The organism is Hungatella hominis (genome assembly GCF_014288005.1).
Taxonomy (GTDB): domain Bacteria; phylum Bacillota; class Clostridia; order Lachnospirales; family Lachnospiraceae; genus Hungatella; species Hungatella effluvii.
This window is the reverse complement of sequence record NZ_JACOPB010000016.1, coordinates 79,337-102,069: the sequence shown is the minus strand read 5'-3', so window position 1 is coordinate 102,069 and position 22,733 is coordinate 79,337. Positions and strand designations below refer to the sequence as shown.

23 protein-coding genes and 1 riboswitch are annotated in these 22,733 nt (G+C 49.8%); of the genes, 3 read left to right on the top strand and 20 right to left on the bottom strand.

Translation table 11 applies throughout. The features are described 5' to 3' along the window. Positions 1–111 precede the first annotated feature (111 nt). Complete coding sequence (locus H8S75_RS25320; protein ID WP_187023890.1) at positions 112–1,293, bottom strand: N-acetylmuramoyl-L-alanine amidase family protein; 1,182 nt, start codon at positions 1,291–1,293, stop codon at positions 112–114. A gap of 204 nt (positions 1,294–1,497) precedes the next feature. Then, positions 1,498–2,142, bottom strand: coding sequence for a sugar O-acetyltransferase (locus H8S75_RS25315; protein ID WP_187023889.1), 645 nt, complete (start codon positions 2,140–2,142; stop codon positions 1,498–1,500). 168 nt (positions 2,143–2,310) lie between these two features. Between H8S75_RS25315 and H8S75_RS25310 the strand changes: the two genes are divergently transcribed. Then, positions 2,311–2,997, top strand: coding sequence for a DUF554 domain-containing protein (locus H8S75_RS25310; RefSeq protein WP_187023888.1), 687 nt, complete (start codon positions 2,311–2,313; stop codon positions 2,995–2,997). Positions 2,998–2,999: 2 nt separating this feature from the next. Here the strand turns inward: H8S75_RS25310 and fliB are convergent, their stop codons facing one another. The 15 genes from fliB to H8S75_RS25235 all read right to left on the bottom strand — a co-directional run bounded on the left by fliB (position 3,000) and on the right by H8S75_RS25235 (position 18,789). Next, positions 3,000–4,166, bottom strand: coding sequence for a flagellin lysine-N-methylase (gene fliB / locus H8S75_RS25305; protein WP_187023887.1), 1,167 nt, complete (start codon positions 4,164–4,166; stop codon positions 3,000–3,002). Between the two features lie 59 nt (positions 4,167–4,225). After that, positions 4,226–4,852, bottom strand: a complete 627-nt coding sequence (locus H8S75_RS25300; protein WP_187023922.1) for a manganese efflux pump MntP — start codon at positions 4,850–4,852, stop codon at positions 4,226–4,228. A gap of 38 nt (positions 4,853–4,890) precedes the next feature. Beyond that, complete coding sequence (locus H8S75_RS25295) at positions 4,891–6,252, bottom strand: MATE family efflux transporter (protein ID WP_187023886.1); 1,362 nt, start codon at positions 6,250–6,252, stop codon at positions 4,891–4,893. Positions 6,253–6,350: 98 nt separating this feature from the next. Continuing rightward, positions 6,351–6,917 (bottom strand): signal peptidase I, encoded by a 567-nt coding sequence (lepB, locus tag H8S75_RS25290; protein WP_187023885.1) that lies wholly within the window; start codon positions 6,915–6,917, stop codon positions 6,351–6,353. 202 nt (positions 6,918–7,119) lie between these two features. Further along, a complete protein-coding gene (gene nagE, locus H8S75_RS25285) occupies positions 7,120–8,580 on the bottom strand; it encodes an N-acetylglucosamine-specific PTS transporter subunit IIBC (protein ID WP_187023884.1) in 1,461 nt (486 codons plus the stop codon). A gap of 73 nt (positions 8,581–8,653) precedes the next feature. After that, complete coding sequence (locus H8S75_RS25280; protein WP_002603876.1) at positions 8,654–8,908, bottom strand: HPr family phosphocarrier protein; 255 nt, start codon at positions 8,906–8,908, stop codon at positions 8,654–8,656. Positions 8,909–8,920: 12 nt separating this feature from the next. Continuing rightward, the gene (locus tag H8S75_RS25275; protein WP_002603875.1) at positions 8,921–9,412 is read right to left on the bottom strand and encodes a PTS sugar transporter subunit IIA; all 492 of its coding nucleotides are present in this window, start codon (positions 9,410–9,412) and stop codon (positions 8,921–8,923) included. A 25-nt stretch (positions 9,413–9,437) separates the two neighbouring features. Continuing rightward, a complete protein-coding gene (gene licT, locus H8S75_RS25270) occupies positions 9,438–10,265 on the bottom strand; it encodes a BglG family transcription antiterminator LicT (protein WP_117632602.1) in 828 nt (275 codons plus the stop codon). Positions 10,266–10,438: 173 nt separating this feature from the next. Then, complete coding sequence (gene sigK / locus H8S75_RS25265) at positions 10,439–11,089, bottom strand: RNA polymerase sporulation sigma factor SigK (RefSeq protein WP_002603873.1); 651 nt, start codon at positions 11,087–11,089, stop codon at positions 10,439–10,441. 106 nt (positions 11,090–11,195) lie between these two features. Then, positions 11,196–12,536, bottom strand: coding sequence for an MATE family efflux transporter (locus tag H8S75_RS25260; protein WP_187023883.1), 1,341 nt, complete (start codon positions 12,534–12,536; stop codon positions 11,196–11,198). A 216-nt stretch (positions 12,537–12,752) separates the two neighbouring features. Next, complete coding sequence (locus tag H8S75_RS25255; protein WP_110324224.1) at positions 12,753–13,928, bottom strand: phosphoribosylaminoimidazolecarboxamide formyltransferase; 1,176 nt, start codon at positions 13,926–13,928, stop codon at positions 12,753–12,755. A 26-nt stretch (positions 13,929–13,954) separates the two neighbouring features. Continuing rightward, entirely contained in the window at positions 13,955–14,695 is a 741-nt protein-coding gene (locus H8S75_RS25250; protein ID WP_110324225.1) for an IMP cyclohydrolase, read from the bottom strand. A 69-nt stretch (positions 14,696–14,764) separates the two neighbouring features. Then, a riboswitch (ZMP/ZTP riboswitch) is annotated at positions 14,765–14,847 on the bottom strand. Between the two features lie 55 nt (positions 14,848–14,902). Beyond that, positions 14,903–16,264 carry an ABC transporter permease gene (locus H8S75_RS25245; RefSeq protein ID WP_002603869.1) on the bottom strand — a complete coding sequence of 454 codons (1,362 nt, stop codon included), beginning with the start codon at positions 16,262–16,264 and terminating at the stop codon, positions 14,903–14,905. Beyond that, positions 16,254–18,083, bottom strand: coding sequence for a COG1361 S-layer family protein (locus H8S75_RS25240; RefSeq protein ID WP_187023882.1), 1,830 nt, complete (start codon positions 18,081–18,083; stop codon positions 16,254–16,256). The genes H8S75_RS25245 and H8S75_RS25240 overlap by 11 nt, the downstream gene beginning before the upstream one ends. Beyond that, the gene (locus H8S75_RS25235) at positions 18,067–18,789 is read right to left on the bottom strand and encodes an ABC transporter ATP-binding protein (protein WP_187023921.1); all 723 of its coding nucleotides are present in this window, start codon (positions 18,787–18,789) and stop codon (positions 18,067–18,069) included. Before H8S75_RS25235 ends, H8S75_RS25240 begins: the two co-directional genes overlap by 17 nt. A 252-nt stretch (positions 18,790–19,041) precedes the next feature. Between H8S75_RS25235 and pyrB the strand changes: the two genes are divergently transcribed. Both pyrB and H8S75_RS25225 read left to right on the top strand, forming a co-directional pair. Beyond that, positions 19,042–19,965 (top strand): aspartate carbamoyltransferase, encoded by a 924-nt coding sequence (gene pyrB / locus H8S75_RS25230; protein ID WP_002603866.1) that lies wholly within the window; start codon positions 19,042–19,044, stop codon positions 19,963–19,965. Next, on the top strand, positions 19,959–20,384 hold the full coding sequence (locus H8S75_RS25225; RefSeq protein ID WP_187023881.1) for an aspartate carbamoyltransferase regulatory subunit: 426 nt from the start codon (positions 19,959–19,961) through the stop codon (positions 20,382–20,384). The genes pyrB and H8S75_RS25225 overlap by 7 nt, the downstream gene beginning before the upstream one ends. A 72-nt stretch (positions 20,385–20,456) precedes the next feature. Here H8S75_RS25225 and H8S75_RS25220 read toward each other — a convergent pair whose 3' ends face one another. The 3 genes from H8S75_RS25220 to H8S75_RS25210 all read right to left on the bottom strand — a co-directional run bounded on the left by H8S75_RS25220 (position 20,457) and on the right by H8S75_RS25210 (position 22,698). Continuing rightward, positions 20,457–20,849, bottom strand: coding sequence for a DUF3021 family protein (locus tag H8S75_RS25220; protein WP_187023880.1), 393 nt, complete (start codon positions 20,847–20,849; stop codon positions 20,457–20,459). 1 nt (position 20,850) lies between these two features. Beyond that, positions 20,851–21,300 carry a LytTR family DNA-binding domain-containing protein gene (locus tag H8S75_RS25215; RefSeq protein ID WP_187023879.1) on the bottom strand — a complete coding sequence of 150 codons (450 nt, stop codon included), beginning with the start codon at positions 21,298–21,300 and terminating at the stop codon, positions 20,851–20,853. Between the two features lie 342 nt (positions 21,301–21,642). Continuing rightward, positions 21,643–22,698 (bottom strand): lysylphosphatidylglycerol synthase transmembrane domain-containing protein, encoded by a 1,056-nt coding sequence (locus tag H8S75_RS25210; RefSeq protein WP_349768985.1) that lies wholly within the window; start codon positions 22,696–22,698, stop codon positions 21,643–21,645. Positions 22,699–22,733 lie beyond the last annotated feature (35 nt).

Here is a 22,733-nt window from a genome sequence, read left to right as displayed (position 1 = left end):
CCACTATTTCTGAGTTTAAAAAAGAGTCAAAAATGGGTACAGTGGAAAGTTCCACTGTACCCATTTATCTGCACCGCTGCTAAATACCCGCGTTACTGCCAGATACCTGCATCACTGCTGAACCCAGACTCCATTATAATCCACATATCTGCCATCCGGAGTCCAACGTCCCGCGTACATCACGCCACTTCCGTCCAGATAGTACCACGCTCCGTTAATATACTGCCAGCCCGTCATCATGGCTCCGCTTCCATCCAGATAATACCAGTCGCCGTTGATTCTCTGCCATCCGACCTGCATCACTCCGCTGGAATTCATGTAGTACCAGCGTCCGTTCACATACTGCCAGTCCGTCGTTCTCACGCCGCTTCCGTCCAGGTAGTACCACGCCCCGTCGATCTGCTGCCATCCGGTGCGCATCTTGCCGTCAGGTCCCAGATAGTAGTTATTGCCGTCGATCCGTCTCCAGCCTGTCGTCATATATCCTTCGCCGTCGAAATAATACCATGCGTTGTCTATCAGCTTCCAGCAGCTTCTCGGATATCCGCCGCCAGAATATGCGTACCACCAGCCTCTGGCGTTCTGCTGCCATGCTCCGCTGCCGCCGTAGTACCAGACCTCATCCTCGTCAATGTAGTAATCCTCAGAATAGTCGGACCACTCACCTGCTCTGGAATTATAGCTTGCAATGGCACGGACACGGAAGGTATAGGAACCCTCACGGTCCATATTGTTCGCGAAATTATAGCTGCTGTCTGTTGTCTTGACGGTCACTACCGATTTCTCGTCGCGGTAAAGACGGACCTCGTATTCCTTCGAGCCTTCCAGCGGATCCCAGTAAGCCACGTTTCCGCCCCACTCCAGGTTCTGAACACTGCTTAAGGTTCCGCCTATTCTCTTTAAATATACCTCCAGTTCCATCTGTGTCCCGTCGTCATAGATTCTGGCCTTCTTATAGACTGCGCTGCATCCGTTTAGCGTAAATCTGCTCTTCGATGTGGAGCTGAAACGGTATCCGCTCTTCGCCGTCAGTTCTACATGAACCAGCGGCCGGTCGCCGACTACCCAGACGTCGCCTTCGTTTGAATACTCCGCGTACTCAACAGAAAATGGCTGTCCATCCGGCGCCTTCACGTGAATTCGGCCGATCTCATTGCCTGACTTCGGTTCCTCTCCCGAGTACGAGAAGTCCAGCTTCACCGAATCAATCTTCGTATCTGCGGCCCATGCCGGCATGGCCAGCGCCATGATCAGGACCAGTGTCATAATAAACCCTAACCGCTTTCCTTTCATATCAAATCCTCCTCATAAAAATGCACCAGTTATTTTCTATCTTCATTATAGTAAAACAACCAATATCTTTCAATTTCTTTATCATTACGATATATTACATTTTTATGACAGACTTTTCCAGTTATTTTTTTTAATATGTAACCATTTTGTTATTTTATGACTTTTCAGCGGTTTTTTTGTAACTTTAATCTGATTTTTCAGTTTCTAGTCTCTGTCCCAGTCCTCATTAACCGGACAACCCTTCCGGTAAGACAACCGGTCTTCCTCTGTTATCTCCCGCACCACTCTGCACGGCGTCCCGAAGGCCACCGAATGGGATGGAATATCGTGGGTTACCACACTGCCGGCTCCGATCACCACATCGTTTCCGATCGTCACGCCCGGCAGAATAATTGTATTCGATCCGACCCATACATCGTCCCCAATATGGATAGGCAGGGAAAACTGAGCACCCTTGCGGCGGTACTCTCCCCAGACAGGATGTCCCGTGACCGTAAGCGTCACATTCGGTCCAAACATCACGTAGTTGCCGATAAATACTTCACAGTCATCGACGACACACATATTAAAATTGGAATAAAAGTGGTGACCGATATGCGTATTGCATCCGTATGAAAAAAAGGCGGGGGATTCAATCCAGATTTCCTCTCCCGCTTCCGCCAGGAGTTCGTCTAAAATCCTCCGTTTTTCCTTTACATTCGACGGTCTTGTCTGATTATAATCATAGACCAGTTCCTTACAATGCACGCGCTGGTATTCAATTTTCTTCTCATATGCCTTATTCTCTTCCATCTCGTGGCCGAATTCGCAGTATAAGCGGCCGTTCTTCATCTTGCCTTCCAATGACATATTTCTGTACCTCCGGTTGCTTTTTTCTTTTATTCTATCACAGTCCATTATGGTTGTAAAACGTAAAACAGTATCATTTCCAGTTTCCTTTCCCCGGGCTTTCTGCTATACTAATGGATAAAACGGACGGCAGACAGTCCGAAACAGGAAAGGAAATTGTAAAACGATATGATACTTAATGGTGCCCTGATCAATGGAGCCGCGGTGCTCGCCGGCGGACTCGCCGGAAGTGCGTTAAAGAAAGGAATCCCGGAGCGGCTCGACCGCACGCTGACCCAGGGCCTGGGCCTCTGCGTCGTATTCGTGGGAATAAGCGGCGCGTTAAAGGGGGAACAGGTCATCATTGCCATTCTCTCCATGGTGATCGGAACGCTGTTTGGAGAACTCATCAACATCGACCGCCAGCTGACCCGGGCCGGATACTGTCTTCAGTCCAGACTCATCCGCGGTTCCTCGGACAGCACCTTTGCGGAGAGCTTTGTCAGCTGTACGATCTTCGTCTGCGTGGGAGCCATGGCGATCGTCGGCTCCCTCCAGAGCGGACTGTCCGGCAATCATGAGATTCTCTATGCCAAGTCCTTAATCGATTTCGTGTCCACCATGGTTATGGCTGCCGCCCTGGGGCCCGGAGCCGCTCTGGCCTCCGTCCCGGTATTTCTCTACGAGGCGGCGCTGACGCTGTCCGCCGGCGCCGTATCCGCGCTCTTAACAACTCCTGTCGTCAATGAAATGACGTGCGTTGGCTCCCTGATCATAATGGCCATCGGCTTCAATATGCTTAAAATAACCGACATCAAGGTTGCCAACTTCCTGCTGGCGCCGTTTCTTCCGGTTCTGCTCTGCCATTTCTTTTAATCTCACCCCATGACCAGCGAAAGCAGCCGGTCCAGGCCGCAGACCTTCTCCTCACGGAACAGGGTCTCCAGGCGTTCCAGGTTCAGATCAGAGTGTTCCACCTCTCTTGAATAGCGGCGTGCGGCCTCAAAAAACACGTTCTTATTCAGTACGCCGCCCTGCTCTTTCCACAGGGCCTGTGCCGTTTCACGGATCAGGAGCGTACTCACCACGGCCAGCTTCATCTTCTCATAGGGGCGTTCATCGTATTCCGCACCACAGAACCAGGTAAACACAAAGTAGACCATCAGCTGCTCAGACCACCGCTCCCATGTCTCACGCCGCTTCTCCGATACCTCTAAGAATTCATAAAATTCCTGTCTCTGCGTCTCATACGCACTTTCCCCTGCTCCGTACAGAACCTTCCTGATCCGCCCGATATAATCCGGCCAGCCGGCATTTAACACTTCCAGCTCGTCAAAGAAGCCGAACAGTTCTTTCATCCCGTCAAAACGGCTCTCTCCGTCAATCTGATACGCCAAAAGCCTGGAGGCCAGCTTCCCGACAGCCCCCTTCCTTCCGTAACGCTCCAGCAGGGAATCCGTCTCATACAGACGGTCATTCACGATTCTGCGCTGTAAGTCATGAGCCAGCCCCAGCACGATTCCCGTGCGCAGGTTCCAGTCAAGCTCCCGGTTCTGCAGCGTGGAAATGATGAAATCTCTGCAGTCCATGAGCTTCGTATAAAGAAAGAAATCAAAATAAGGGTAAGTCTCCTCCTTCTCCGTCTCTTTGCTCAGGAACCGCACCGGCTCCTCGCAGTCCAGAATCAGCTTTGCAGCCTCCGGGCACGACAGCGACAGAGATATCTCCCTCACCCCCTCAAACTCTTCGATATGCCTGGGATACGCCCGGCACGTCCGGCAGAGCATGGAAGGCCCCGCCTCCGAATAGATGTCGCAGAGATTATTTTCATCTAAAAATGCACAGCGCCCGTCATACTGGCGGAACGCAGAATTCTCCCAGTCAATGGAATTCTTCAGCCGGCTGCCGAAGGGATCTCTTCTTTTCCTGTATTTTTTTAACGATGCGTCATCGATCATAATCTGCCAGCCGGCGCAGCACGTATCCGGACATTCGCCCGCCACACACTGAAACCGGCTGTAATAATGTGGTACTGTTATCTTCATTTCTCTTATCTCCTGTCACCTGATCATTCGGAAACCCTGCCAGGTGCTCATAGTATAACTCATGAAAGGCTTTTTGTCACGGCCAGAATCATGAACAGGACGCCGCTGATCCAGGAGAGGTCGCATTTGCAGCGGGAAGCCAGCTTTCTTCCTAAAAAAAGGCCCGCATACATCATCACGATTCCCATGATGAGCGCCGTCCCCATCGTCAGTCCCACCGGTATTTCCAGAAATGCGGAGAGTGCCCCCGCGATCAGGCTGTCGATCGACATGGCGAAGGACAGAAACAGAACCTCCTTCCATGACAGCGACTGGGAATGGTCCCAGTCTGCCGCCATGGGATCTCCGTAGATATTGACAATGATACGAAGGCCGGAGAAAGAAAATGTAATTCCCTTATGCAGGCTTACATGCCTGTTAATGTATTTCTTAATGGTATAATCGAGAAGCTTTACCACGCCGAGAAGGAAAAGGCTGATAAAACACACCATCCGGGTCATGCTCTCCGGAACCAGACCGTCCAGTACACTTCCCGCCGCCAGCGCAATCCCCAGACAACCGCTGCAGATTGCATTCATGACAACGATTTTTTCCCATGTAATATGCACTTTATTTGCGCCATAGGCCATGCTGGCCACAAAGGTGTCCATGCAGAGGGCCAGGACTAAAACCAGGATATGAAACATAGTCATCTGTCTTTGCTTTTTCTAGTAATATATTCCGCTTAACCGGTTTTGGAAACCCTTCCTGCGTTTCTCTCCTTCCAAAAGCCATAGATTACGTAAATAAGTGTATAACAGGCCATAAATCCGGACACCAGCGGGGCGATGGTTCCGATGCGGAACAGATTATCCGGCCAGCGGCTGTAGACCAGCCAGATCAGAGGCATACGCAGAGCCAGGGCTCCGAAGCAGCAGCTGATCATGGTGAAAATGGTCTTCGACCTGCCATTTAAATAGCCGTTTAAACAGAACACGAAGCTGACTGCCAGATAGTCATAGCTGCACGATGTGAAAAACGGAATCCCCGCCGCTATGATATCCTGGTTATCTGAGAAAATCCCGATCATGGTCTGCGGAGACACCTGGGCCCACAGCCAGAACACTGCGGAAGCCGCCACGGCAAAGGCAAGCCCTGCCGCAAGGGAACGCTTTGCCCGCTCCGGCTTACCCGCCCCGTAATTCTGAGCGGTGATGGCCGCCAGCGCGTTGGCGATGGAGGTGGCCGGCAGCATGGCAAACACATCATACTTGCTTGCCACGCCCACGGCCGCCGCCGCATAGACGCCCAGCCGGTTCGTCACACTGGTCAGATAGAGGAAGGAGAGCCGCACCATGCATTCCTGCAGGGAAATGGGAATCCCCACCTTTGCCAGCTCCAGCGCCTTATCCCGGTCGATTTTTAAATTGGCAAACCGGAAGGTAAAGATAAACTGATTCCGGTTTAAGTACCAGATCGCACAGATCATGCTGACCGCCTGGGATCCGATGGTGGCAATGGCGACTCCCGCCACCCCCATGCCGAGGAGGCCCGTGAGCACCACGTCGCCCACGATGTTTAACACGCAGGCCAGGGCGATAAACATCATGGGCCGTTTGGAGTCCCCGTATCCCCGCAGGATCGCGCTGATGGCGTTATAGCCGCAGATAAAGAGGATTCCGCAGCTGCATATGATCACATACAGCTTTGCCAGTTCAAACGACTCCTCAGGCGTTTTCAACAGCCTTAAAATAGCCGGAGTAAAAAAGAGCATCAGAACCGTCAGTACGACCGCAGCCACCCCGAATATGGACAGCGTCGTCCCGATGGTCTTCTTCACCTCCTCCTTCGCATTCATCCCCGTATACTTACCCACCATGATGGTTCCGCCAAGCGTAAGTCCCGTAATCATGCTGGTGATGATCTGTGTCACCTGCGTTCCCGTGGAAACCGCGGCGACGCTCTCCGGCGTACAGTATTTGCCGATCACAAGCAGATCCACGGCCCCATACAGCGCCTGAATCACATTTGCAATCACAAACGGAATCGAAAATTCCAGCAGAACCCGGAACACATTTCCTTCCGTCAGATTATTTTCCTGTTTCATCTTCCAGTTCCTCCCAGTCTGTGTAACATTAACAAAGCTCTTTTCTATTACATAAAATAGACCTTCCAGCAACTGGAAGGTCAAGTTATTTCTGAAAATTATTTAATTTTTCCAATTCTGGGATAGTAACGGAAAAGAACTTTTGCCAGTATCTTCTTCTCCGGCACATAGGGATCCGGCCAGTATCTCGCGTCTGCGGAGTAATTCCGGTTGTCTCCCAGCATCAGGTAACAGCCCTCCGGCACTTCAAAATGATAATCATCGGAATCCATCGCCTCCCGCAAATACGGCTCGTCCTGCAGGGCTCCGTCAATGTACAGCTGATTGTCCCTGATCTCCACCGTCTCTCCGGGCAAACCGATGACCCGCTTCACCAGTCGTGTTTCCTCGCTGCCGGGTCCTGTCTCATGATCGAAAATAACAATATCTCCCCGCTCAGGATCTCCGCCGAGCTTATAGGCCAGCCTGGAACCGATAATCCGGTCTCCTGTCATGATCGTCGTTTCCATGGAACCGGAGGGCACCGTGCTGTTCGCTATAATGAAGGTGTTGAGGAAGAACGCGATCGCCGCAGCTGCAATGATGATCTTCACCCATTCAAATATTTCTTTTTTCAGATCAAACGGCTCTTCCTGTTCCTGTAACTTTTCTTTTTTCTCTCTCATGTCTGCACATTTCCTTTGCTGTTCTGTTTTCTTTTCCTATTCTACCACAAAATTTACCTTTCGTTCAGCCTTTTCACATAAAATTAACATTTATTTTTGGCAAACATTCTGAGAATCCCCTTTTTGGTAGAATAAAGAGTCCGGCCTATTACATAGTAAAACAGCCGGAACGGTCACCCGCCCGGCTGTCTCTCTATCGTGATTACTTACACAGTTTCTTGAATTCGTCAGCTACGAACTGTACCTGAGGACCAACAATAACCTGTACGCTGGTCTTTCCTGGTCTGATTACGCCTGCAACGCCTGCAGATTTAATCTTCTTCTCGCTAACCTTTGTGTAGTCCTTGATTTCCAGTCTTAATCTGGTAATGCAGTTATCTACACTTGTTACGTTCTCTTTGCCGCCAAGACCTTCCAGTATGATTGTAGCGATCTGGGTATAATCATTGTTGGCTAATGTAACTTTTGACTCATCCATGTCAAGTTCATCATCATCTTCACGGCCAGGAGTCTTAAAGTTGAATTTAACAATGGCAAAACGGAATACCACATAGTAAATCAAACCATAAACTAAACCTAACGGAAGCATAAACAATGGATTTTCAGCCATTGGAGCCTTCATGCTCAGCAACCAGTCAACGAAACCTGCGCTGAACCAGAAACCGGAACGGACTGGAAGTAAAGCTGTGACTGCCAGTGAAATACCTGTTAATACAGCATGGATTAAGTATAATCCTGGTGCAAGGAACATGAATGCGAATTCCAGAGGTTCTGTAACACCTGTAAAGAAGGAACAAAGTGCGGCTGCGAATAATAAACCATAAGCATTTTTCTTCTTACCCGGTTTTGCGGTCTGATACATAGCAAGAGCTGCAGCCGGTAAACCAAACATCATGACTGGGAAGAAACCAGACATGTACATACCTGTCTGTCCGTAAACCGCACCATCGACAGTTCCCCAGAACTTGAACAGATCGTTAATACCAGCAACGTCAAACCAGAATACGGAATTCAGCGCATGATGTAATCCGAGCGGAATCAGCAGTCTGTTGAAGAAGCCGTAAATACCAGCGCCGATCGGGCCTAAACCGATGATCGACTCACCAAAAGCTACGAGTGCGGAATAAACAATCGGCCAGATAAAGAACAGAATCAGAGAAGCAACGATCGATACCAAAGCCGTTACAATTGCGACACTGCGTTTACCGCTGAAGAATGCAAGTGCATCCGGAAGCTTCGTGTTCTTGAAGCGATTATAGCAGGTAGCGCCAATCAAACCACTTAAGATACCGATAGCCTGATTGTTAATTTTTGAGAATGCTGCATTTACTTCTGATACATCAATTCCCTTTAAGGAACCTACTACTGCAGGTGAAAGAATCTGCTGAATCATCAGCCATGATACAATACCGGCTAAAGCCGCTGTACCATCGTTGTCATCAGCCATACCGATTGCAACACCGATTGCGAACAGAATCGCCATGTTGTCAATCAGCGCACCGCCTGCCTTCACAAGGAAGAACGAAAGCGCGCTTGGCGTACCGAGTCCCGACATTACATTCGGGTCAATCCAGTAACCGATACCCATCAGGATACCAGCTGCAGGTAAACACGCTACGGGGAGCATCAATGATTTACCAAGTCTTTGCAAATACTTCATCATAATAAAGAAACCCCTTTCTTTTTTGTCCTAACGGACATTATTTATCTGATCCTGTGCCCATCACAGGTTCAAATCATATCTGGTCCAGCACCTCTAAAAGTGCTTTCTCTGCCTCTTCCTCATCGGTTCCCTCGAACCTGAACCGAAGCATCTCTCCTTCTCTGATCTCGAGACTCATCAGAGCCAGAAGATTCTTTCCATCCACCGTTTCCCCTTCCGCGGCAACGTCAATCCGGCATTCGTATTCTCTCGCCTTCATGAACAGCCGTGAAGCCGGCCTTGCGTGAAAGCCCATAGGGTCTTTCACTTCATATAAGAACTCCCTCATAGATCTCCAGCCCTATAATTCGATAATCGGATCCAGTTCCTTAACCTGCATGCCGGTATGGCATACCATATCCGGATAATTCGGCGTGTTGCATACAATGATTGGTGTGATCACATCGTAGCCAGCTTCCTTGATCGCGTCGATGTCAAACTCCACAAGGAGCTCTCCCGCCTTGACATGCTCTCCCTGCTTCTTATAGGAGGTATAGTGCTCTCCCTTTAAATTTACGGTATCAAGGCCCACATGGACGATGATCTCAGCGCCTCCGTCAGTCGTTACGCTGACTGCGTGCTTTGTCTCAAACATAACTGTCAGAACACCGCTGGCCGGAGCCACGATTCTTCCCTTTTCCGGAATGATAGCAACACCCTTTCCGAGTATTTCCTGACTGAAGGTCGGATCGCTGACCTCGCTTAACGGTACCGCCTTTCCTTCTACCGGCGCAAGGATCTTCTCTCTCTCCTTCTCGCCTCCTGAAAACATCTTTTTCAATGAACTAAACATGTTTCCTCAATCTCCTTTCTTCTCCTTAAATTCTTATTCTCTTAATATGGACAGCCAGATATGCCGTTTCTTCCTCGGTCACATCATGGTGGTAGGTCACCTGGATATAATCCTTCAGCTTCAGACTGCACGCGTATTCTTCCGGATACATCTGACTGATCAGCTGGTTGAATTCCGGATTCTCACTGTTTAGCATCTCACCTCCGATAATCCGCTGAGCCAGGAAACGAAGATGCGTGACAAAACGCTGGTAATTCAGCGAAGTTTCATCTAAATCCATGGAAAAATATTCTTTCACGATTTTTACAACATTCTGAATTAAGGTTGTAATATCAATCGTGTCCCGCATGGCTGTATTATATTCCGCATTTACTATATGAAGTGCGATAAATCCCGCCTCGTCCACCGGAAGTGTAATTCCAATCCTTCGCTCAATCAGGGCCACGGCGTACTCGCCGATTAAGTACTCTTCCTTGTAGAACGTCTTGATCTCGTTTAACAGCGGATTGGTAAACATCATCTTCTCTTTAAATCGTTCGATGGCAAAATTAATATGATCTGTCAGTGTAATATAGATGCTTTGGTTCAATCGCCGGTTCAACACGCTTTTCGCATAATTGATGATCTCCGTGGATGCCTGAATGTGCTCCAGAGGCAGATTCGCCAACAGCTCTTTAAACTTATCCGTGCTGTTCTGGCTGTCTAGCCGGAAGACCTTCTCGATCTTTCCCTCTGGAATCTCTTTCCCGGGCTTCATTCCAAACCCCAGTCCCCGGCCCATGATAACGACTTCTTTTCCATCCGCTTCTATGGCACTGACAATGTTATTGTTGATAATCTTGTCAATTTTCATACTTCACCTACAAATAAAAAAACCAATTTTGCCAGCGAAAATAAAATTATATTTTCATTGATCAAAATTGGTTTTGCCTGCTTACCAGTAACAATCCATCTCGTATTAACTTAATTCATACTATACCAGAACTCTAGGAAAAAGTCAACAAATTATTTAGACATATTTTATACTTATTTAATAATTCCTGATTTTTTATTGTTTTTCTCGAATTCCATACGTAATTTTTCAATGGATTTCTTCTCGATCCGGCTGACATAGGACCTGGATATTCCTAACATATCAGCGATCTCCCGCTGGGTGTGCTCCTTTCCTCCGTATAGTCCGTACCGCATGCCGATCACCTTTTTTTCCGTGTCTCTGAGACAGTGGTCAAACGCATCGTACAGTTCCTTGATGTCCTGGCTCAGGATGATGGTCTCCAGAGCCTCCTTGTTCTCCATCTCTATGACATCCACCAGGCTGACGGTCTCACCATCCTTGTCTACTCCGATGGGCTCAAATAAAGACACCTCTTTTGAATATTTTTTATTAGCACGAAGGAGCATGAGGATTTCATTTTCCACACACTTCGCGGCGTAGGTGGCGAGTCTTGACCCCCTGTCCGTGTGAAACGTATTGACGGCCTTGATCAGACCGATGGTTCCGACAGACAGGAGGTCCTCCATATCATAATCCGTATTCTGATACTTCTTGGCCACATGCGCTACCAGACGCATATTCCGCTCGATGAGTGTGGCTCTCGCCTCCTGATCCCCTTCCTGGTATCGTTCCAGACACTCTCGTTCCTCTCGCGCAGTTAAAGGTTTGGGAAAAGTTTTCAAAGAAAGCCGCCTTAAAACTTACTTACTCTCATTTTATGCCGTCTTTCCTTTTAAAGTGCTTTTACAAAAAATATAGGCTTATACTTCTTTTTATTTTCCCTCGTTTTTACCTTTTTCGCGTCTCTTCCCACCTCATATAGCCGAAACAGATGACGATGGACACGAAGGAAGCCATCGGCGCGGCAAGTCCCATGGGAAATAAGCTGTCCCCTGCGATCAGGCTGAAGCCGTAGGTCGCCGGAATCCGGACAAGAAAGGTCGCGATCATGCTGTGGATAAACGGGACCAGCGCGTTGCTCCTGCCGCTGAAATACGAGTTGATGCAGAACACGAAGCTGACCAGGATGCAGTCATAGGAGTACGACCGGAGGTACTGGGCCGCCGCCAGTATGACGGCCTCGTCCCTGGAGAACACCGCCGTGACCAGCGGCGCAGAAAACTGGACGAAAATACAGACTGCGATCCCAAAGATCAGGGAAAAGCCGATCCCGTACCAGAGCGCCCGCTTCGCCCGCTCCGGCTTCTTCGCCCCGATGTTCTGCGCAGTCACCGTGGTCACCGCCGATGCGATAGCGCTTGGAGGCAGCATGGCAAAAGAGATGATCTTCTCCACGACTCCCACGGCGGCGGACGCGGTCAGTCCCATGGTGTTGATGATCGTTGTGATAATCAGGAATGAGACGTTGACCAGCGCGTCCTGCAGGGCAAGTGGAAATCCTACCTTGAGGATGGCGGCGGCCGGTTTCCTGCGGAGTCTTAAGTGACGCCGTCCAAAGGGGAAGGAAAATCCTTTTTTGTACATATATGCCAGGGCCGCCAGGAAGCTGACTGCCTGAGCGATGACCGTGGCGAGAGCCGCTCCGGCAGCCCCCATGCCCATCCAGCCGGTGAACAGGAAATCGCCGATGACATTGACGATGCAGGCCAGGCCGATGAAGATTACCGGAGTCCGTGAATCTCCGATCCCGCGGAAAATTCCGCTGACGCCGTTATATCCGGTGATAAACGGAAGTCCGCAGGAACAGATGAAGATATAGCTGCGCGCCGCACTGACCGCCTCTGGCGGGGTTTTCATCAGGGCTACAGCCCCATTAACGGCAATCAGCATCAGCGGGGTTAAGACAAGGGCCATCAGGCCGAATAAGACGGCGACACAGCCCACAGCCTCCGCCGCGCCTTCCTCGTTCTTCTCTCCGATCTTCTGACCGATCAGTACAGTCCCGCCCATGGATATTCCCAGGATGATCCAGGTGACTGTCTGCATCACCTGGCTGCCGATCGCCACGGCGGATACGGACGCGGAAGTCGAAAACTGTCCCACGACAAATAAATCGACGGCTCCATATAACGCCTGAAGAAAGTTTGAGATGAGAAATGGAACGGCAAAGCGCAGAAGCGCCGGGGCCAGTTTTCCCTCTGTCAGTGTGTTTTGAGTGGTTGAATTCATATAAAGGTACCTCCTGAGCTTTCTTTACTACGTAAAAAAGCCGGATAAAATATCAGGATTTCCACCTGACATCTTATCCGGCATATAAAATTCAAACGATTTATATCCCTCCGATGAACCACTAATATTTTATCAAATATCTTCGATTTGTCAATACTTTGCCTCGTTTTTTGTCTTTTCTTTTGTCTTACTTTGTCTCCGCTAAAACGCAGATTCTTAGTGGTGGAACAGACGGATCCCCGTAAATGCCATCGCCATGCCGTATTTGTCACACGTCTCAATCACCTGATCGTCACGGACAGATCCGCCTGGCTGAGCCACATACTTCACGCCGCTCTTATACGCCCGGTCAATGTTGTCACCGAAGGGGAAGAACGCATCGGAGCCGAGGGCCACATCTGTCATCTGGTCCAGCCACGCTCTCTTCTCCTCTTTTGTAAATACCTCTGGTTTTTCCTTGAAAATACTCTCCCATCTGCCGTCTGCAAGCACATCCATATAGTCCTCGCCGATGTAGACATCAATCGCATTGTCGCGGTCCGCGCGGCGGATGTTGTCGACAAAGGACAGATTTAAGACCTTCGGGCACTGACGCAGGAACCAGTTATCCGCCTTGTTTCCTGCCAGTCTCGTACAGTGAACGCGGGACTGCTGTCCTGCGCCGATGCCGATGGCCTGGCCGCCCTTTGCGAAGCAGACAGAGTTGGACTGGGTATATTTTAAGGTGATCAGGGAGATAATCAGATCAATCTTCGCGGAATCCGGAATCTCTTTATTGGAAGTCACAACTTCCTTTAACAGTTCCTCATTGATCTTCAGTTCGTTTCTTCCCTGCTCAAATACAATGCCGTACACTGACTTGCGCTCGATCGGCTCCGGTCTGTACGCGGGATCGATAGCGATGACATTGTAATTGCCGTTCTTCTTGGACTTTAATATCTCCAGTGCCTCCGGCTCATATCCAGGAGCGATGACGCCGTCGGAGACTTCCCGCTTGATGATCCTGGCCGTATCCGCATCGCAGACGTCGGACAGGGAGATGAAATCACCGAAGGAAGACATGCGGTCCGCGCCTCTCGCTCTGGCATAGGCGCTGGCTAAGGGCGAAAGCTCTCCCATATCGTCCACCCAGTAAATCTTTCTTAATGTCTCGTCCAGCGGAAGGCCCACGGCCGCTCCCGCCGGAGACACATGCTTAAAGGAAGCCGCGGCCGGAAGTCCTGTCGCCTCTTTCAGTTCTTTTACCAGCTGCCATCCGTTGAAGGCATCCATGAAATTAATATAGCCCGGACGGCCGCTCAGCACCTCGATCGGCAGATCTCCGTTCTTCACGAAGATTCTGGATGGTTTCTGATTTGGGTTGCAGCCATACTTCAGTTCTAATTCGTTCATCGCTTTTTCTCCTTTTGTATAAAGAATTACTGGTTTTTATTCACAATGCGTGTCTCATACGCACCTGTGGCAATCGTAATATACCGTACAAACAGGGATACCTTGTTGTCCTCGTTTAAATTCTCCCACAGCAGGCTGGTGAACGCGTCGATGTCGTCCATGGTTTCCACCCGTTTGGGCTCGCCTTCAAAGCTTGGAAGCGGATTGCCGTCATGCATATACGTATGGATGAAATGGCCCTCTCCGGCAGCAGGATTCTCGTAGGCAAATGTATAGCGGCAGCAGGAATCAGGATTTCCGTCGCTGCTCTTTAAGATGGACATGGCATAATTATAATGGCCCTTTTCCTGGACATCGCATTCCGTACAGCCCTTCACATGCATAATTCCAGATATCCGGGGCGTATAGTTGGGGCTGTCCGGCTCAAACTCACGGCTTCTTAAGGACTGTTCGAATGTCATCTGCTTATCCATGCCCTCATAGATTGTATCTGTCTGGTCTCCGTTGGTTACGATCGTCTTGTTCCCAAGAACACGGACAGGTGCGTAGATGATCAGGCTGGGATCGGTAAGCTTCGCCGGATCGAATGCCTGGGTACGGATTCCCTCCCCGTCCTCCACGAATACGCGGTTGCGGCTGTTCTCGCTTCTTCCCATAATAAAGTAAGCGGCCACCGCCTTTGTTCCATCCGGTGTCTTTCCGATGATAATCCCTCTTCCTGGATAGGAATTGCCTTTCAAATCGTCCTTCAGTGAAATCATGTTCATCTTCTTTCCTCCTAAATAGTGGTATCGTCCGAAATTCCTATTACACAAAAAACCGCCTGGATACCCCAAAAGCGGTGCCCAGGCGGTCGGCTTCTTATCGAACGTGCTCCCCGTGGTATCTCTCCACTTATCCGCCAGTCGCACGTCACTCTGTCACATATCATATAATATTCCGGTCTGAAATGCAAGTATTTTTTCCCGTACTTCCTACTCGTTCCGGATTGCCGCAAGCGGGCTTAGCTTCATGGCTCTCAGTGAAGGGAAGAAGCCCGCCGCCATACCGACGAATATGGCAAATCCCACTGCCGATACCGAAAGCCACGGTGGAATTCTGGATAAATCTCCTTCTATGCCCACCAGAAACTGGCCGGATAAAAACTTATTGGCAATAAAGGAGATTCCATAGCTTAAGACAATTCCGATCACACCTCCCATGAAACCGATAAAACCGGATTCCAGCAGGAACATGTTCCTGATATTGCCCATGTCGCATCCGAGGACCTTGATAATACCGATCTCCTTCGTACGCTCATAGATCGACATCATCATGGTATTGGCAATACCGATGGCCGCTACGAACAGGGACACGGCGCCGATGCCGCCCAGCACGGCCTGCACCATGTTGGACTGCTTCTGGGACTGTTCCAGCCAGTCCATGTTGCTGTTGGCCTGGAATCCCATATCGTTGATGATCTTCTGCACCTCGGTGACATTCTTCATATCATCCACTTCCACCACCGCCTGCTCGTAGACGAAGTAATTAAAGGGCTTCCCCTTCTTATTCGTCGGCTGGTTTGGAATCGGTTTCTTCTTAAATACCTGCTTTAGCTGGGATTTCAGCATGTCGATGTCCACATACACACTGTAGCTGTAGTTGTTCCAGTCCTCCAGTCCGCCTTCCACCAGGCCCGAGGTCGGCAGCAAATACTTCTTGGGAGCCTTGACCGGAGTTCCTCCCTCCGTCGTGCTTCCGTTCTGGCTCTGATAATAGGCATCCGTATCAAAAATCACGAAAATCGGCTTATTCATGAAGTCGATATCCGGGACGTCGTCTCCGCTCATGCCGTACCGGTTGCTCCTGGACTTCGGATTATAAAACTGTCTGGGCACCATGTTGCCGACCACCATCTGAAGCTCATTGCCGCTGGTATCCGGCACAGTCCCCTCCTTTAAGGGTATCTTTTCCATATATTCCTTTGTCACACCGGTAAGGTTGACATTCGCCTGGTAGACGCCCTGACGCATGATAACGTACGTCGACAGGATCGGCGAGACTGTAGTCACGTGGTCCAGCCTTCGAAACTGGTCCATGACCTCATCCGTCATATACTTCGGATCCTTTCCGTCATCGGAACCTCCCCACATGGCGTCAGAATAAATGGATATCTCCGTCAGGCTGCCGTAGGACGCAATCTGCTCCATAGTGAGTTCATTTAAACCGATACCCAAAGAGACCATGACCACGATGGAGGCTGTACCGATTACAACCCCCAAAACGGTCAGGAATGTTCTGAGCTTTCTTCGTCTTAAATTGTTCACACTCATGGAAAGCAAATCACTAAATCTCATCGTCTATTTCCTCTTCCTCTGCTGCCTTCTTCTTTTTCCGTCTCTTAACAAGGATAATGCCTGCCGCGGTGCCGGCCACAAGCACTGCGATTACCGCTGGAATTATGAACTTCTGGTATTTCTTAATGCCTGTCGGTTCCGCGTCTGCCGGAAACGTGCCCATGTCATCCGTCATATCGAAGTCCTGATCCACAGCCTCCGTTACCATGAGCGTCATCTCTTTTTCGATGGGGTCGCTGACTACTCCGTTCTCATCCTCGTAGGTAATCATAATCTTGATCTTGCCGTCATCCGCAGTGGGGGCGATGCCTGACAGCATGGCGTCCACGCTGCCGGATTCTCCCGGCTTGATATTGCCTACATAGGCGTCTGTCTTCTGGACGGAATCGCCTAAGAAGGTTACCATCACGTTATAAAGAAGGACTTTGCCTGTGTTGTTGATCTGGAACATGACATTGGATTCCGCTCCGACAGAGATGGAGTCCGGCATGATATCGATGGTGCCGGTGTTAAGCCGTGCCATCTGCTTCACCGGAATGTCCACCGTTACTTTCTCCTCGGCGTTCTTGAATTCCGGGCTGTCGTATTTCTCATTGATCGTAATGGCGTAGGTTCTCTGATCCACCCAGGCCCCTGCCTTCATGCGGATCTTAAGCTCTGTGCTCTGTCCTGCCGCCAGGGAATTCACCACGATGGAGGAGGAACCGGAGTCTGTGGTAAATACCGCGCTGTCCGTCACCTTCTCGGATTCCAGGGTAAATAAGATGTTGCTGGCAGCCACGTTCTCGGATGCGTTCTTCATGCGGAGAATCAGGTCGAAATCATCGCCTGCGTATACCACCTCTGGAATCGTCTGAAATCCGTCGACGATCAGTCTGGCCTTCGTTCTGTCGTTGGCGTTAAACTCTCCCGTCTCCTCTTCCTTGTCCTTGTTCTGAACATGTACGTAGAAGATGGATTCCGCTTTCTGAATATCTCCCTCGCTGCTGTCTCTGTATTCGATCGTAAAGGTGATCGGATAGTATCCGGTGTACGACTCCTTGCGGATAGCCATACTGTAGGATACCTCCTGGCTCTCACCGCCGCCGACCCGGTCAAAATGTCTCACGTAGTTTCCGTCATTGATGTTAAAGGGGAATTTTGTGCTGTCTTCGCTTAATCCCATGCGAACGTTGACATCAAATGCCGTAATATTCGACGCGTTACGTAAGTTTACGGTAAAATTCATCACATCCGGATACTGGCCAGATGGGGTGGACTGGTTTTCCCCCAGCTCAAAACGGATAGATCCGTCGTCGTCTCCTGATTCCGTGGTCCCGCTGGACTTTGTGATCCAGACGTTGATGTGGTCGGTCGTAGCGTCGCTGCCATTGGCCTTGACGATGATCGGTACGGAATAATAGCCCTCGGCAATATCTCTTCTGACCCTGGCAGATAAGGAAACGGTTTTGGTAGCGCCTGCCTTTACAGAGCCGATCACCTTAGCATCAAAGATGCTGGAGGTAATCTCAAACGGGAACACGGAACCATTATACTTAGTGTCCTCATCCGGATCTTCCGCCGCGTCGTATTCACTGTCCACTGCGCTGTCGTCAAACCGCACGGACACTCCCTGTAAATCCTCGCTTCCCTTGCTGTTGTCAAATATCATGCTGATGGTCATATTCTGACCGGTCTTTCCGGTCGGAGTCTTCTTGACATCGAGATACTTATTCTTCTGTATCCCGTACTGCGCCCCCATCGACTGAAGCGGCACAGCCCCCAGCACTACCAGTACGGCAAGCAGCCCCGCCAGTACCCTATTACCTGTCTTCTTCATTCTCTGTATCCTCCTCGGTATCATCATGGTGTTGTTCTTCGATCTTGAAGATCTTGCCGTCTACAATATGTAACTGCCGGTCGGCAAAGCCGGCAATATAATTATCATGGGTTACCATGACAAGCGTCTGATTCTGCTCCCGCACAATCTTTCTCATCAGCCCCAGAATCTCCTTCGTCGTCTTCGAATCCAGATTACCGGTAGGCTCATCCGCGAATATGATCTGCGGGTCCACGGCCAGGGCCCTGGCGATTCCTACTCGCTGCTGCTGTCCGCCGGACATCTCGTTGGCCATGTGCTTCATCTGCTTCTCCAGGCCGACCAGCTTAATATACTTCACTGCCTTCTCGTTCCGCTTCTTCCTCGGGACCCCCCGGAAAGAGAGCGGCAGAGCCACATTCTCCACGGCGTTCATCGTCTGAAGCAGATTATAGGACTGAAAGATGAAGCCCACATGCTTCCGCCGGAAGGCGACCAGCTGGTTCTCCGTCAGCTTCTCAATATGCTTCCCGGCAATGATAATCTCCCCCTTCGAGGGCTTCTCCAATCCGGCCATCATATTAAGAAGAGTAGACTTTCCAGAACCGGAGGGTCCGACAATCGCACAAAATTCTCCTTTATATATCGTAAAGTCGACCCCTCCCAGGGCATAGACCTTGGTGTCGCCGACTTTATATACTTTGTAGAGATTTTTTACCTGAATCATAGGTATCTTCTTACTCTTCTCTTCCCTGTTTTCTTCCGCCAAAGCAGATACCTCCTCGCTATGAGCACTTAGCGCCCTTCTTTTCTCATACTGCCATTATACAACAGGTTTTCCATCCGGTCTTCCTTAATTTTCTTAAAGTTCCTTAAATATTCCTTACAGGCACTTTTTTTGCAAAAAACTATAGAAATATTTTATAAGATACTATATAATGGGGAAAGGATTTTAAGACATTGGATAAAGGAGATTCTTATGAGACATTTATTAAACCCATTAGACTTTAGTGTGGAAGAAACCGGTCAGCTGCTCGATCTGGCAGACAACATTGAACATCACCTTTCGGAATATTCCCACGTATGTGACGGAAAAAAATTAGCGACATTATTTTATGAGCCAAGTACAAGAACTCGTTTGAGTTTTGAAGCAGCCATGTTAAATTTAGGTGGCAGCGTACTCGGCTTTTCTTCTGCCGATTCCAGCTCGGCAGCAAAAGGCGAGAGCGTGGCCGATACGATCCGTGTGATTTCCTGCTACGCCGATATCTGCGCCATGAGACATCCGAAAGAGGGCGCTCCGTTAGTTGCCGCCACCCATTCCGGAATTCCGGTCATCAACGCCGGTGACGGCGGCCATCAGCACCCGACCCAGACACTTACGGACCTGCTGTCAATCCGTTCCTTAAAGGGCCGTCTTCATGACCTGACCATCGGCCTCTGCGGCGATTTAAAGTTCGGCCGCACCGTTCACTCCCTGATCAACGCCCTGGTTCGCTATGAGAACATCAAGTTCGTCCTCATTTCCCCGCCGGAGCTGCGTGTACCGGAATACATCAGGGAAGACGTTTTAAAAGCGAACAATATCGAATTTGTGGAAATGGACAGCTTAGACGAGGCCATGCCTTCTCTCGACATTCTCTACATGACCCGCGTACAGAAAGAACGTTTCTTCAACGAGGAAGATTACATTCGTTTGAAAGACTGCTACATTCTCGATAAGAACAAGATGAAGCTTGCCAAGGAAGACATGTACGTTCTTCACCCGCTTCCCAGGGTCAACGAAATCTCCGTAGAAGTAGACAACGACCCGAGAGCCGCCTACTTTAAACAGGCCCAGTACGGCGTATACGTGCGCATGGCCCTTATTATGACATTACTGGAGGTAGAAAAACCATGTTAAATATCAGCGGATTAAACGAAGGCATCGTATTAGACCATATTCAGGCCGGCAAGAGCCTGGACATCTACTATAACCTGGGACTGGACAAGTTAGACTGCCAGGTAGCGATTATCAAGAACGCAAGAAGCAACAAGATGGGACGCAAGGACATTATTAAGATCGAGGGCGGCTTAAACCACATTGATCTCGACATTCTCGGCTACATCGATCACAACATCACGGTCAACATTATCCGCGACAATCAGATTGCGGAAAAGAGGACCTTGAAGCTTCCGAAAAAGATCACCAACGTGATCCACTGCAGGAACCCGCGCTGCATCACCTCCATCGAGCAGGAGCTGCCGCATATCTTCTATCTTGCGGATTCGGAGACCGAGACTTACCGCTGCATGTACTGCGAGGAAAAGTACTCCAAATAAAACAAAAAGAATCATGACAGGGGAACTGGCACTGGCATGATTCTTTTTTACTTTCTGAAAACCTGTTATTTCTTATCTGCCCAGCTTTTTATTCAGTTCCTTCGTCTCGGCCAGCCGCACCAGGAATGTTCCCACATAGATAATCACATAAATGACAAGGAATGCGGGCAGCATCACTCTGGCACTGGAAATCCAGCTGGCGGAATAGTTGAGAAACGTTCCAACTGTCACCGCCAGGGCAAAACAGAGGCAGAAATGTATAACGGTGCGGATCAGCAGATTGCCAAAATCCATACACATAATATGGGAAATAACCGTAAACAGCGCGGACGCCGCCAGCCATACGAGAATCTGCTTAAGCGTTCCATCCATGCCGCCCATAACTGCCAGGGACACCGTACACACAACGGCCCCGATTCCAATGCCTGTAAACAGATACGTCAAAAATCCTTCCAATCGTTTCATATTATCTTCCCTCCATAATATATTTTCTAAAATCCTTCATGTAGTTTCTGGAAATGAGCAGCTTTGTTTTTCCATCTTTTAAAAATGCAGTGTAATTCCCGCTGAACTCCACCTCCACAAAAGCGACCATGGCTGCGTTGATCACGGTACTTTTGCTGATCTGAATAAATCCCCTGTGGCGAAGCTGCCGGGCCAGCTCATAGAGCCTTCCTTTTGCCTCATAGACTCCGGATTCCAGATATGCGCAGACTTTTCCGCCCTCCGTGAGAAAATAACTGATCTCCTCCGGCCTGAAAAAATATTCCTTCTCTTCCGCATACAGCGGTATCTGGGAAATACCTCCAGCGCCGCCTAATAGCTCCAGCAGCTGCCTGACTTCCTCGCTTCCGCTTCGTCCGCGTATGATGACCTCCGGCTCTTCCATGTCTCCCGGTTCGATGATAATTTTCATATTCTTCCTCCCTTCTGATGTCATTGTATACCACCCCTTCTGATTTGTCTCACCAAATGCGTTGAGTGGTATTTTTTTGCCTGTAAGATGTATTTTTCTATTACTGATTAAAGAGTCCGGCTCGCCGGACTCTCGCGCCGGAGCGCGGTCGCTTCAGCGGCCATATTTCCTAAGCGCGGAGTGCGCATACCCGATAAAGCGGGGCACGCTGTCTCCCGGAGTTTTTTTGTTTCATAGGATGAACTTTCCCAATGAAACAAAAAAATGCAGCTGGCCGGAGCCTGTCCCAGCCAACTGTATGGATTGTCACGGTGACTCATGCGCAGAGCGTGCGAGTGATCGTTATGTATTTTCTTTTGTATATCCTGCCTTCCAGAACTGAAGGATCAGGGTCACCGCGCCGCTGACGGCCAGAAAGCCGTAAAAACTGATTCCCCTGCTCAGCATCATCATGGGAAATACATTGCCTGCCGCCACCATGCCGCTGTATAAAAGCATGAAGCTGCCCTCCGATGCGCCGACTGATCCCGGCAGCGGAACCGCGGTTACCGCCAGGCTTAGAATTGCCTGAACCGCCAGAAACTCAAACGGCCCCACATCTCCGATCCCAAGAGCCAGACAGGCAAAATATGGGATCATAAACAGCGCCGTCAGCCTCAGCGCCGTCAAAATTACCACTTTCACGAAGACCAGCGGATATTTGCGGAAGCATTCGCCGCCCCTGCTGTACTCGTCAATCAGGTGCTCCGCCTTCCGCTCCATCTTCTTTCTGTCCTTAATGATTCTCAATTTAACCGCAATCGTAATGCCAATCATTGCAATGCGCTCCACCAGCGCCCTCTTTAGAATCACCAGCAGGATGCCAAGGGAACAGATGCCGTTCACTGCGATGCCGAATATGAGCAGCCACTTGATCAGTCGGCCCTGGCTCTGCACATACGGATACTTCACGATTACCATGACCACGCCGTACACCAGAACCATCAGCTGGTATACCGCGGCCAGCGTAAGGAGGGAAAAGGAACTCTGGGCAAAGCCGAATCCATCCCGCGTCATATAATAAAGCTGCATGGGCTGTCCCCCGGTTGCAGACGGGGTGATCGCACTGAAATAAAAATCGGCGAACGAATACCCGGCCGCCCGAAAAAACGGAACCTTCGTCTGAAACGATCCCATCAGGGTCCTGATGCTTTCTGCCTCACAGATCAGATAGACAGCCATACAGGCCACGCCAAGCCCCACAAATCTCCAGTCTGCCCTGGAAAAAACTTCGTACACCGCCTCCGGCGAGTGGTCCTTGAACAGAATGTGAAACGTCATCCAGGACAGCACCGCCAAAACCGCCAGACAGATCAGCATCTGCCTCTTATGCATTCTCTTTTGTTTCAATATTGTCACAACCTTCCAGGATTTACTGAGTACTATTATAAACC

Excerpts from the sequence above, each read along its gene's own strand:
- H8S75_RS25320 (WP_187023890.1), bottom strand. The coding sequence starts at position 1,293 with ATGAAAGGAAAGCGGTTAGGGTTTATTATGACACTGGTCCTGATCATG.
- H8S75_RS25315 (WP_187023889.1), bottom strand. The coding sequence starts at position 2,142 with ATGTCATTGGAAGGCAAGATGAAGAACGGCCGCTTATACTGCGAATTC.
- H8S75_RS25310 (WP_187023888.1), top strand. The coding sequence starts at position 2,311 with ATGATACTTAATGGTGCCCTGATCAATGGAGCCGCGGTGCTCGCCGGC.
- fliB (WP_187023887.1), bottom strand. The coding sequence starts at position 4,166 with ATGAAGATAACAGTACCACATTATTACAGCCGGTTTCAGTGTGTGGCG.
- H8S75_RS25300 (WP_187023922.1), bottom strand. The coding sequence starts at position 4,852 with ATGTTTCATATCCTGGTTTTAGTCCTGGCCCTCTGCATGGACACCTTT.
- H8S75_RS25295 (WP_187023886.1), bottom strand. The coding sequence starts at position 6,252 with ATGAAACAGGAAAATAATCTGACGGAAGGAAATGTGTTCCGGGTTCTG.
- lepB (WP_187023885.1), bottom strand. The coding sequence starts at position 6,917 with ATGAGAGAGAAAAAAGAAAAGTTACAGGAACAGGAAGAGCCGTTTGAT.
- nagE (WP_187023884.1), bottom strand. The coding sequence starts at position 8,580 with ATGATGAAGTATTTGCAAAGACTTGGTAAATCATTGATGCTCCCCGTA.
- H8S75_RS25280 (WP_002603876.1), bottom strand. The coding sequence starts at position 8,908 with ATGAGGGAGTTCTTATATGAAGTGAAAGACCCTATGGGCTTTCACGCA.
- H8S75_RS25275 (WP_002603875.1), bottom strand. The coding sequence starts at position 9,412 with ATGTTTAGTTCATTGAAAAAGATGTTTTCAGGAGGCGAGAAGGAGAGA.
- licT (WP_117632602.1), bottom strand. The coding sequence starts at position 10,265 with ATGAAAATTGACAAGATTATCAACAATAACATTGTCAGTGCCATAGAA.
- H8S75_RS25260 (WP_187023883.1), bottom strand. The coding sequence starts at position 12,536 with ATGAATTCAACCACTCAAAACACACTGACAGAGGGAAAACTGGCCCCG.
- H8S75_RS25255 (WP_110324224.1), bottom strand. The coding sequence starts at position 13,928 with ATGAACGAATTAGAACTGAAGTATGGCTGCAACCCAAATCAGAAACCA.
- H8S75_RS25250 (WP_110324225.1), bottom strand. The coding sequence starts at position 14,695 with ATGAACATGATTTCACTGAAGGACGATTTGAAAGGCAATTCCTATCCA.
- H8S75_RS25245 (WP_002603869.1), bottom strand. The coding sequence starts at position 16,264 with ATGAGATTTAGTGATTTGCTTTCCATGAGTGTGAACAATTTAAGACGA.
- H8S75_RS25240 (WP_187023882.1), bottom strand. The coding sequence starts at position 18,083 with ATGAAGAAGACAGGTAATAGGGTACTGGCGGGGCTGCTTGCCGTACTG.
- H8S75_RS25235 (WP_187023921.1), bottom strand. The coding sequence starts at position 18,789 with ATGATTCAGGTAAAAAATCTCTACAAAGTATATAAAGTCGGCGACACC.
- pyrB (WP_002603866.1), top strand. The coding sequence starts at position 19,042 with ATGAGACATTTATTAAACCCATTAGACTTTAGTGTGGAAGAAACCGGT.
- H8S75_RS25225 (WP_187023881.1), top strand. The coding sequence starts at position 19,959 with ATGTTAAATATCAGCGGATTAAACGAAGGCATCGTATTAGACCATATT.
- H8S75_RS25220 (WP_187023880.1), bottom strand. The coding sequence starts at position 20,849 with ATGAAACGATTGGAAGGATTTTTGACGTATCTGTTTACAGGCATTGGA.
- H8S75_RS25215 (WP_187023879.1), bottom strand. The coding sequence starts at position 21,300 with ATGAAAATTATCATCGAACCGGGAGACATGGAAGAGCCGGAGGTCATC.